General features: G+C 36.7%; 13 protein-coding genes. 2 read left to right on the forward strand and 11 right to left on the reverse strand.

The window, feature by feature from the left end; all coding sequences use genetic code 11:
* Both E1140_RS22090 and E1140_RS06665 read right to left on the reverse strand, forming a co-directional pair.
* The coding region (locus tag E1140_RS22090) for a permease prefix domain 2-containing transporter (protein ID WP_221412649.1) at positions 1-142 on the reverse strand (142 nt) is incomplete at its 3' end.
* Complete coding sequence (locus tag E1140_RS06665; protein ID WP_155180659.1) at positions 129-476, reverse strand: PadR family transcriptional regulator; 348 nt, start codon at positions 474-476, stop codon at positions 129-131. The genes E1140_RS22090 and E1140_RS06665, both read right to left, overlap by 14 nt.
* Before the next feature lie 182 nt (positions 477-658).
* On the opposite strand from E1140_RS06665, the gene E1140_RS06670 reads away from it, so the two are divergent.
* On the forward strand, positions 659-2,275 hold the full coding sequence (locus E1140_RS06670) for a hypothetical protein (RefSeq protein ID WP_155180662.1): 1,617 nt from the start codon (positions 659-661) through the stop codon (positions 2,273-2,275).
* Between the two features lie 74 nt (positions 2,276-2,349).
* On the opposite strand, the gene E1140_RS06675 is transcribed toward E1140_RS06670, so the two are convergent.
* From E1140_RS06675 to E1140_RS06685, 3 genes are all read right to left on the reverse strand, one after another.
* Positions 2,350-2,955 (reverse strand): superoxide dismutase, encoded by a 606-nt coding sequence (locus tag E1140_RS06675; protein WP_155180665.1) that lies wholly within the window; start codon positions 2,953-2,955, stop codon positions 2,350-2,352.
* 150 nt (positions 2,956-3,105) lie between these two features.
* Positions 3,106-3,558, reverse strand: coding sequence for a nucleoside deaminase (locus E1140_RS06680; RefSeq protein WP_155180668.1), 453 nt, complete (start codon positions 3,556-3,558; stop codon positions 3,106-3,108).
* Positions 3,555-4,115, reverse strand: a complete 561-nt coding sequence (locus tag E1140_RS06685) for a hypothetical protein (protein ID WP_155180671.1) — start codon at positions 4,113-4,115, stop codon at positions 3,555-3,557. The genes E1140_RS06680 and E1140_RS06685 overlap by 4 nt, the downstream gene beginning before the upstream one ends.
* An 80-nt stretch (positions 4,116-4,195) precedes the next feature.
* Between E1140_RS06685 and aspS the strand changes: the two genes are divergently transcribed.
* Positions 4,196-5,950: an aspartate--tRNA ligase gene (gene aspS / locus E1140_RS06690; RefSeq protein WP_155180673.1), complete on the forward strand. Its 1,755-nt coding sequence runs from the start codon at positions 4,196-4,198 to the stop codon at positions 5,948-5,950.
* A gap of 72 nt (positions 5,951-6,022) precedes the next feature.
* On the opposite strand, the gene E1140_RS06695 is transcribed toward aspS, so the two are convergent.
* The 6 genes from E1140_RS06695 to E1140_RS06720 all read right to left on the reverse strand — a co-directional run.
* Entirely contained in the window at positions 6,023-6,658 is a 636-nt protein-coding gene (locus E1140_RS06695) for a hypothetical protein (RefSeq protein WP_155180676.1), read from the reverse strand.
* A 33-nt stretch (positions 6,659-6,691) separates the two neighbouring features.
* Positions 6,692-7,816, reverse strand: a complete 1,125-nt coding sequence (locus tag E1140_RS06700) for a hypothetical protein (RefSeq protein ID WP_155180679.1) — start codon at positions 7,814-7,816, stop codon at positions 6,692-6,694.
* Entirely contained in the window at positions 7,782-8,273 is a 492-nt protein-coding gene (locus E1140_RS06705; RefSeq protein ID WP_155180682.1) for a hypothetical protein, read from the reverse strand. Before E1140_RS06705 ends, E1140_RS06700 begins: the two co-directional genes overlap by 35 nt.
* Positions 8,274-8,276: 3 nt before the next feature.
* The gene (locus tag E1140_RS06710; RefSeq protein WP_185153460.1) at positions 8,277-8,816 is read right to left on the reverse strand and encodes an RNA polymerase sigma factor; all 540 of its coding nucleotides are present in this window, start codon (positions 8,814-8,816) and stop codon (positions 8,277-8,279) included.
* Positions 8,817-8,950: 134 nt separating this feature from the next.
* Positions 8,951-9,319, reverse strand: coding sequence for a hypothetical protein (locus E1140_RS06715; protein WP_155180688.1), 369 nt, complete (start codon positions 9,317-9,319; stop codon positions 8,951-8,953).
* Positions 9,316-9,898 (reverse strand): RNA polymerase sigma factor (locus tag E1140_RS06720; protein ID WP_185153461.1); only part of this gene is annotated, 583 nt, incomplete at its 5' end. The genes E1140_RS06715 and E1140_RS06720, both read right to left, overlap by 4 nt.

Raw genomic sequence — 9,898 nt, forward strand, 5'->3', positions numbered from 1 at the left:
TATCAGCTCTCCACTTCGAACCCTTAGATCTGTTTTCCTGATAATATTCAAAAAGGTCACCGCTGACCTCTTCCAGAATCTCACTTCTGCAAAACCATTTTAAAAAACGGTTGGCTAAATTGGGAGGGTTAAACTGACCCATAATTTACACCTCTCCATGTTAGCTCTGAAATCTGGTCCCAGAGGTTGTTCCTTAGCTCATAATTTGACTCCATTGCCTTTTTGCCAGCTGCCGTAATCTGAAAAAGTCTTTTTCTTCTACCACCTCTCTCATGGGTCGCGTCTGATAAGGCTGACTTCACAAACCCTTTATCCTCTAGCCTACTCAATGCAGAATGCACGGCACCAATAGCAACTTTACGATTTGTCTGGTTGATAATTTCAGATCTAATATTTAACCCATAAGCATCTGGAAATAAAACACCTATTATTAAGAGAATTAGTTCTTCAAATTCACCGAGTTGAGTTCCTTTCATAATCAAATTTCATATTTGTAGAATAAATCAATTACTACAAAGACGAAAAATGATAAAAAAGGTTTTATATTTTTGGTGTTTGACTTGAACTCAAAGGGCCTCATATGTGGGCCTTTCCTATTTTTGAGGAAATTATAGAATGTAATTCTTACATTTAGAAAAATTCTTATCAAAAAGACAATTTGAAAAAAGGCTACTTTTTTGTTCTTATAATTCTGTGTTTAACAAAACACAACCATTCTTCAGCAGCTATATTTGATAGTAAAGAAGGTATTATTGAAATTTATTTTAACCGAACGGACATTGATGGAAACAGGATTATTAGTATAGAACAGATTAAAAATGAACTTAATCTGGCCATACAAAATGCCGACTCTGTAAATGTTTTCTACTCTTATTTGGCCTTATCTATTTCTATAAGAGATATTGATAAATCATTAATGATTGAGAATATCATAAATGCCTATTCATACCTACCCCATGGTCAGGGGCCAAAACTACTTCCTTACCTTAAACTAGCTGAGGCAATTTCTTATTATCACTTAGGCAACCCTAGAGAGGCTCTAAATAAAATTACTCAGCTGCAAAATGGGGAGTACTCAAATACTGATAATACACTTGCAGTTCTTATTAAGATAAATGCTGCTTTGTTTAATGGGGTTTTAGGCAATGAAGGTATAGCTGAGGATATTCTACTGGAATTACCTCCGGTGGTAGCGGATTTAGACCATATTGATAAAACCTACAGATCATTTCTGGCATTGAACATAACCAATACATTAGGAATATCATACCTTGTTAATAGACAAGTAGATAAAGCTGAAGAAACGATTTTGAAAGGCATTTCGATGGCCGGAAAAATGAATGAAGGACGTATGCTAGCCAACTTTCAGGGCAACCTATCTAATATCTATTTCCTTCAAAACAAATATCATAAAGCACTAGAATATGCCATGCTTGATTTCAAATTTAGTCAGAAAAAAGATAATGCAAGAAGTGTATTTGGGTTGGCCGGAATCATTGCTGAATGCTATTTTCAGATCGGAAAAATTGATAGTACAGAGAAATATATTCAAACAGTATTCACTCTACTGCCTGAAATAAATGAACCCTTTTTTATCGATAATAACTTATCATTTCTTCTTGACTACTATAATAAAACTGATCAGTATCAAAAGTTGATTTCAACAACCAAATTCTTCAATCAAATTAAAGACTCGATTGCGCAAGTACGGTTAAGCAAAGATTATGAGATAATTCAGTCGCAGATTGACCTCGAAAGAGCTCAAGAAAAAATCAACCAACTAACCCAAATCAATCAGCTGGAAAACCAGCGAAGGATGGCCGTTCAAAAGTACAATGTAGCGTTAATGATAGGCATACTCTCCATTATTCTATTGGCCATTTTTATTTACAGAAACTTAACCCAAAAACGAAAACAGAATCTTCAGCTTGAAAAGAAAAATGCTGAAATAAACAGCCAGAATGAAGAGCTGAAATCACAACAAGAAACACTTAGAACTCAGTCGGATAAAATTGCTGAATTAAACACCTTGTTGGAACAAAAAGTAAATGAAAGAACCAAGGAGCTTCTTCTAAAGAATAAGAAGCTCGAAGATTACGCTCATTATAACTCACACAACATTCGAGGACCGTTGGCTCGAATACTGGGTTTGATTCATTTGTGGGAGACGCAAAGCATTCAGCAATCAGAGAAAGAAGACATGCTCAATCGAATTGAGCAATCAGCAAAGGAGCTTGACGAAATGGTGCGTAAGGTAAATCAGATGTTGGAATAGTTCTTTTGATCATAAAAAATAAAAAAAGCAACCCTATTGAGGTTGCTTTCTGCATTATAAATCTTCTGACTTAATTACTTGCCAGCTTTATATCTTTTAGAAACCTCATCCCAGTTAATAACATTAAAGAATGCTGAAATGTAATCAGGTCTTCTATTCTGATAGTTTAGGTAATATGCATGCTCCCATACATCAAGACCTAAGATTGGAGTTCCTCCACAACCAACATTTGGCATTAAGCTGTTATCTTGGTTCGCACTTGAGCACACTTCTACTTTACCTCCTTTGTGAACGCAAAGCCATGCCCAACCAGAGCCGAATCTTGTTGCTGCTGCATTTGAAAACTCTTCTTTAAACTTATCAAAAGAACCATAAGCAGCATTTATTGCGTCTGCTAGCTCTCCTGAAGGTGCTCCGCCTCCATCTGGAGACATCACTTTCCAGAATAGACTGTGGTTATAAAATCCACCACCGTTATTTCTCACGGCACCATTGTCAGAATGGTTAGCTAATAAATCTTCAATAGACTTTCCTTCTAAGTCAGTTCCTTCAATAGCTGCATTTAACTTTGAAGTATATCCTGCATGATGCTTCCCGTGATGGATTTCCATTGTTCTTGCATCAATATGTGGTTCTAATGCATCATATGCATAGGGTAATTCTGGCAATTGAAATGACATAATATTTCTATGTTTTAGTTCAACAATTCGTTATACTTCAAATATAACCATCAGTATCCGAACAAAAAACGAAAGCTGTTTATCAAATTCTATGATAACATTTATTTAATCTATCATGCCATTTGCTAACAGATTAAGGGATTTTAGATTCTATTTATCTCTTAGTTTTTGAAAAAAACGGGTAACCAGACTCCCTGCCTCTGAAGCCATCAGGCCATGCTGCACCTCAGTCTTCGGATGGATGATTTTTTCATTCAGAAAACTGAAGCCTCTTTTCTCATCGCTGGCACCATAATATAGCTTACCTATTTGTGACCAGTAAAGTGCTCCCCCACACATACCACATGGTTCAAGGGTAACATATAATGTGCAATCAGTAAGGTATTTTGTTCCTAAGTAATTACAAGCTGAGGTAATGGCCAGCATCTCAGCATGGGCAGTTGGATCGTTAAGTCTCTCAGTTTGATTGTAAGCTCTCGCAATAATGGTTTTATTGGCAACAACCACCGCGCCTACCGGTATCTCTCCCTCCTCTTCAGCAATGAGTGCCTGCTTCAGGGCTTCTTTCATAAAATGTTCATCGCTGTGAATAGATAATGTCATTCTATATTCTTTTTAACCTTTAGACTATTCATTATTTGTGGAGCAATATCAGTCCAATTGTCTTTTATTTGTACTGGAGTATTAAATGTAAACACAAAGGTTTTACCATTAATCAGCAAATATTGAAGGTATGTATAAGTTCTAATGGCATCGCGCTGATCTAAGGTATACTTATCACCATTAATTCTTGAAGTAAACTCAAATATTATGTAGCGCATATCATTAATCACCTGAATATCTTCCTTAATAAAATCTACACGATCATATAAGTTAGTAATACTAGCCTTAAAAAAGTCTTTGGCTATTTCAATATCGGTGCTTCTCCATCTTGTGGCCGACACATTGACACTAAAATCTACTAACCTTTCATCATTTGTATAGGCCCCAATGGGTTTACGAACAGAGGGATAGCGCTGCGCAATGTCCTGGGGACTCATCGCATAAAACGATTTTGGTAGCTCAACAGTGATATGATCACCGATTTTGGCTTTGATCATTTTCTGTTGTACCGGAGCCAACCACAACAATGAACTTATTAATAGAGTAATTTTTAACATCTAGCGTTGAATTTTCAGACTTATATTTCGCTGCAAACTTTATACCGTTAACTTTGCGCCTCAAAATTATAAATTTTAGGATGCTACGAACACATACTTGCGGAGAATTAAGGATTGCCGATATAAACAAAGAAGTGACTCTTTCTGGTTGGGTACAAAAGACCAGAGATAAAGGTGGAATTATTTGGGTTGATTTGAGAGATAAATATGGTATCACTCAATTGATACTTGAAGAAGGCATGACTGATGCTAACCTACTTAAAGCAGCATCAAAATTGGGTCGTGAGTTTGTAATCCAGGCAAAGGGTGAGGTTGTAGAAAGAATTAGTAAGAATGATAAGATTCCTACTGGAGATATAGAAATCAGAGTATCAGAAATTAATATCTTAAATCCATCTAAAGTGCCACCATTCACTATTGAGAATGAAACTGATGGTGGTGAAGATTTAAGAATGAAATATCGCTATCTCGATCTTAGAAGAGAGGTAGTAAGAAAGAACCTTCAGTTGAGACATCAACTCATGAAGGAAACAAGAGCTTATCTTGATGGAAGCAATTTTATTGAAGTTGAAACTCCAGTGTTGATCAAATCAACTCCAGAAGGTGCTCGTGATTTTGTTGTCCCTTCAAGAATGAACGCAGGTGAGTTTTATGCATTACCACAGTCGCCTCAAACTTTTAAACAATTGCTAATGGTATCTGGCTTTGACAGGTACTATCAAATTGTAAAATGTTTTAGGGATGAAGATTTAAGAGCTGACAGACAGCCAGAGTTTACTCAAATAGACTGTGAGCTATCATTTGTAGAAAGAAAAGATGTGCTTGACACTTTTGAAGGGTTGGTAAGACACCTCTTTAAAAATGTAAAAGGAATAGACATAGGTGAGGTTCCTCACATGCCCTATGATGATGCTATGAAATATTATGGCTCGGACAAACCTGATATCAGATTTGATATGAAGTTTGTTGAGCTAAATGATGTAGCTCAAGGCAAAGGGTTTAATGTATTTGATAGCGCAGAGCTAGTTGTTGGCATCAACGCTAAAGGCTGCGCAGAATATACCAGAAAGCAAGTAGATGCCCTGACAGACTATGTAAAGCGTCCACAAGTGGGTGCGAAAGGCATGGTGTATGTAAAGTGCAACACCGATGGAACTTTCAAATCATCAGTAGGTAAATTCTACTCTCAAGAAGACCTAAAAGCCTGGGCTGAGAAAATGGATGCTCAACCTGGGGATTTATTGCTGGTACTTAGTGGTGACACAGATCATACGCGTAAAGCAATGAATGAATTGCGTTTGCATATGGGCAATGAGTTAGGGTTGAGAAAGAAGGGTGAGTACAAGCTCCTTTGGGTAATTGATTTTCCACTACTTGAGTGGGATGAGGATAGCCAAAGATTCCATGCTATGCACCACCCATTTACCTCTCCAGTGCCAGAAGATTTGGATAAATTAGAAAGTACACCAGGTGATGTTAAGGCTAATGCCTATGATCTTGTAGTTAATGGTGTTGAGTTAGGTGGCGGATCCATAAGAATTCATGATAGGGTGGTTCAGCAGCGAATGTTTAAAGCATTAGGCTTTACAGAAGAGGAAGCACAGGCTCAGTTTGGATTCTTGCTAGAGGCTTTTGAATATGGTGCACCTCCGCACGGTGGTATCGCTTTTGGTTTTGATAGATTGTGTGCCTTATTTGGAGGATCTGATTCTATCAGGGACTATATCGCCTTCCCAAAGAACAATTCAGGAAGAGATGTTATGATCGATTCCCCGAGTGTTATTGATAATGCTCAACTGGATGAATTAAATCTTAAGCTGAGCTTAAAATCATAATAGCATCACGTTTTCGACTTGCTCAATGTGATAAAAACAAAGAGGCCTTTCAAATTGAAAGGCCTCTTTGTATTAGAAGTTACCAAACTTCAATGAAAAACTTCCGCTATAGCCAGACAGGTCATCATCACTCATATTTACTAAACTAGAATTGGTAACATATCGATAACTAGCCCCCATCCCTATTTTAAAGAATTTGGTAACATTAAGTTCTATTTCAATACCAGGCTCAATAACCGCAAATGCAGATGATTCGTCAAATTCATTGATGTATCTGCCATTATCATTCCTATAGTCATTTTCAGTAATGTAAGCTCCTCCTGCTCCTAAAAGTACAGGCACATAAATATGTACAATCTCTCTTGGTGCAATCAGTGCTCCCAGCATCAAACCTCCATAACCCCCATACAAAAACTGTTTAGTTGAAGGTTGAACACCAACAAAATCAACTTCATTGGCAATACCATAAAAACCCATACCCAACACAAAGTGATTGTTTAATATCATTCCGCCAGTGACTCCTGGCATCAATACAATATCATCTTGAATTTCAGTTGTTTTAAGTTCTAGTGTTCCAAAGCCTCTAGCTTTGGAGTTTCCACCAAGCATGGTTTTTATTTCATGATTCTTTTTGGGTTCCTTTTCCTGTGCAATGCCCAGCATAGCAATAGAGAAAATTAATGCGAGAGTTAGTGTTGTTCGTTTCATGAGTTTTAATTCAATAATTGGTTATTTCATTTGTTAATTTAAAGTGTATCGAAGTGATAGTTTACCTCCATCAGCGTGGATATTTACTGTTCCATTCTTCTCTTTTCCAGTGCCAAGAGTACCAATGACTTTGGTTAGTTTATCGTCATTTTCATATACTGATTTTTCATACTCACCAGAACCTATAAGCATATTAGACTCCTTCCCCACCAGGTTAATATTAACCAGTGTATGTTCAATAAAAAGAAGATCAAAGTCCGTTGACTTACCCAACAATTCAATGTCTCTGAAGCTCGGCTTCACAAGCTCTATATTTAGCTCGCCATAGTTCATATCGGCAAACACTGTTCTGGTTAGAGACTTAACATTGATTTTGGTAAAGCTACTGTTGCCCCGTAGCACCTGAAGACTGTCAATCCGTAACTTATCATTTCTTGACTCCATTTTGAGCAAACTAAGCTTGGATACAAGAAGTGTTGAAGAACTGCTCGTCAGGTCTATATCCTTGGCCCTTTCAATTTCAACATCCGCTGATCTAAGCACGAGTACTCCATTATTAATTGTATTGATATTGGCACGGCCAAAACTTAAATCAAGATCGAAACCGCCAATTATTTCATCCGTCTTCAAATTACCATTGGCTAAGTCTATATTAATATCACCTTTGAAATTATCCATATAGATATCTCCAAATTTATTACTGATCTTGATGTTGGCATATTTAGGAGCATAAACTTCATAGCTTACAGTAACCTTACCTTTACTACTTAGCAACCCACGAGAGTAATTGCCCAAATCATCCCAGAGGTCTTTTAAAAACCCTTTAGACCGATCTATAACAGTTTCAGCTATCACAAACTCACCAGCTCTGTTAAAGTCAAACTCAACTCTATCCAGCATTTTATCTGCTGCCTCCTGATCTTTAGCAAAAGATGTGACCTTCACTTTAATAACAACAGAGTCTTTTGCCCAGGAGTTGATAATCACCTGACCATATTTATTACCTATTTCAAGGCTGGCCTTCTTGTCAACTTTATAACTCTTTCTTAGCGTTTTTTCCGAGCTGACATCACCCTTAATTGCCGCATATCCGCCAGAATAAAACATAAGTGCTACCGCTATACTATATAGATACTTCATCATCTTCATCTGTATCATTACCTTGAATTTCATTTAAAATCTGCTCCAAAATTTCCAGCTTCACCCTATAAGTTGCTATCATAGCACTTACCACTTCTTCATTATCTATATCGTCTTTCAAATCATTCTTTAACGACTCATACTGCTGATCAAGGGTGTCTAAATCTCTAAGTATGGCCGCGTCAATTTCTATATTCTGACTTTTAATAAATTGCATTTGGTCAGCCATGGTAGCAGAATAATAGTTCTCAGCTTCAATTACTTCCTGAGGGAGTGCAGGTGTTCTTAGGGTAACATATAGTGTTCCTGAGATCACAAAAATTAAAGCAATAGCAGCCGCCATTTTCCACCATCCACTATAATGATGAGGATGCAGGTTTTGATCTATTTTATCCCAAAGTAGATCTTTATCAGTCTCATGGACCTCAAAATCCTCCCTTTGGCTGTTTACAAAATCTTTAAAATTATCTTTCATGACTTAATTAACATTAATTGATAATACCTGTCTTATTTTCTCTTTTGCCTTGCTATACTGTGCTCGAGAAGTTGATGTTGATATGTTTAAAATCTCTCCAATTTCCTGATGATCATATCCTTCAAAAACATATAAGTTCAACACTGTTCTATAACCGACCGATATACTGTCCATGGCTTTCAAAATCCTTTTAATCTGATAACCTGACCAATCACTATTTTCATCTTCTTCATCCTCCACTTCTTGGTTTTCAAACATTTCAAATTGCTTTCTCTTTCTGAGTGCATCAATGCAGTGGTTAAGAACAATTCTTTTTAACCAACCCGGAAAAAGTGCTTTATCATTTAACTTGCTTAGCTTGGAAAAAGCATGCACAAAGGCATCTTGCAATACATCACTGGCATCATCATCATTGCCCATCATTCTGCGGCAGATGTTATACATATTCTTCACATATAAATGATACAGCTCGCCTTGGGCCTTGCGATCCCCTTTTTGGCTCCTCTCAATCAAATAATGCTGCAGGTGATTTTCCGAATCCAAACTATAGTCAATTTTCAAGTAAAAGACGGGGCAACATTGGGAGTGTTGCCAAATTGAAGAAAATTATTTTTAAAAACTTTTCCGCTCGCGGTAAAAGTCGTCAATTCTTTGATCTAATGTGTTCTTTAAACCTTTTATGCTATATTTTTTGGTATTAATCTGTCAAAGTACTGCGCCAAAATAATTACGCCTGATCCTATCAATAAATGAGGAATATATCTAAGCATGCTTTCTCCACCAAAAACCACAATTAATGCTATGGTTAAAAAGAAGCTTACAACTAAACCAAGTACGCCTATTACGTAGATTACTCGTTCTGTTTTATCGGCTTTAGCCTCCACAGTGCTAATGATATTTGCAGCAAATTGAGGAGACAATTTATATTCCGGCTCAGTGCTTAAAGCATCAAAGACTTCTTTATAAAGTTTTGTGTCCTTATCCAATGATTGCGCAGAACCACTTTCTAATATATCTTGAATTTCCTTTTCTGATAATTTAGTCATATCAATTCCTCCTTTTCAAGTTTTAGCTCAAGGCTATCCTTTAATAATTTTCTTGCTCTAAATAAATAATTTTTAACTGTGCCAACCGGCATATCCATAATCTCTGAGATCTCTGCATGGCCCATATCCTCTAGATGAAAAAGTGTTACCACAGATTTGTAATGCACAGGTAACAGCTCAATAGCAGCCAGGAGAAAGAATTTAGTATCCTTCTCCTGCAAAGCCTCCTGTGGTGTTGCATTTTCAATCATATTTTTAAATTCTTTTGCACTCAAATCCTGCAAATCCTTATCTATCGCAATCCTTCTTTTCTGCAAGTGATTTATGCTTAATCTGTAGGCGATTGTTGCTATCCAGGTAGATAATTTCGATTTAAAATTAAATTCACCCAACTTTTGATGAACCTTGATAAACACGTCCTGACAAAGTTCTTCCCTATCCTCCTCATTCTTAACTAGTCTACCAACCATATGTGCTACAAGTCTTTGATTTTGATCTATCAAAATCTTAAAAGACCGCATATCACCATTAAGTACTGCACCTACTAATTGGTTATCCTCTACCATTATTTGTGTTAGA

Origin of the sequence: Fulvivirga lutimaris (assembly GCF_009711525.1) — a bacterium.
GTDB classification, from domain to species: domain Bacteria; phylum Bacteroidota; class Bacteroidia; order Cytophagales; family Cyclobacteriaceae; genus Fulvivirga; species Fulvivirga lutimaris.

What these genes read in the sequence shown, in the direction of transcription:
- E1140_RS06665 (WP_155180659.1), bottom strand. Translation starts at nt 476, where the DNA reads ATGAAAGGAACTCAACTCGGTGAATTTGAAGAACTAATTCTCTTAATA.
- E1140_RS06675 (WP_155180665.1), bottom strand. Translation starts at nt 2,955, where the DNA reads ATGTCATTTCAATTGCCAGAATTACCCTATGCATATGATGCATTAGAA.
- E1140_RS06680 (WP_155180668.1), bottom strand. Translation starts at nt 3,558, where the DNA reads ATGACATTATCTATTCACAGCGATGAACATTTTATGAAAGAAGCCCTG.
- E1140_RS06685 (WP_155180671.1), bottom strand. Translation starts at nt 4,115, where the DNA reads ATGTTAAAAATTACTCTATTAATAAGTTCATTGTTGTGGTTGGCTCCG.
- aspS (WP_155180673.1), top strand. Translation starts at nt 4,196, where the DNA reads ATGCTACGAACACATACTTGCGGAGAATTAAGGATTGCCGATATAAAC.
- E1140_RS06695 (WP_155180676.1), bottom strand. Translation starts at nt 6,658, where the DNA reads ATGAAACGAACAACACTAACTCTCGCATTAATTTTCTCTATTGCTATG.
- E1140_RS06700 (WP_155180679.1), bottom strand. Translation starts at nt 7,816, where the DNA reads ATGATACAGATGAAGATGATGAAGTATCTATATAGTATAGCGGTAGCA.
- E1140_RS06705 (WP_155180682.1), bottom strand. Translation starts at nt 8,273, where the DNA reads ATGAAAGATAATTTTAAAGATTTTGTAAACAGCCAAAGGGAGGATTTT.
- E1140_RS06715 (WP_155180688.1), bottom strand. Translation starts at nt 9,319, where the DNA reads ATGACTAAATTATCAGAAAAGGAAATTCAAGATATATTAGAAAGTGGT.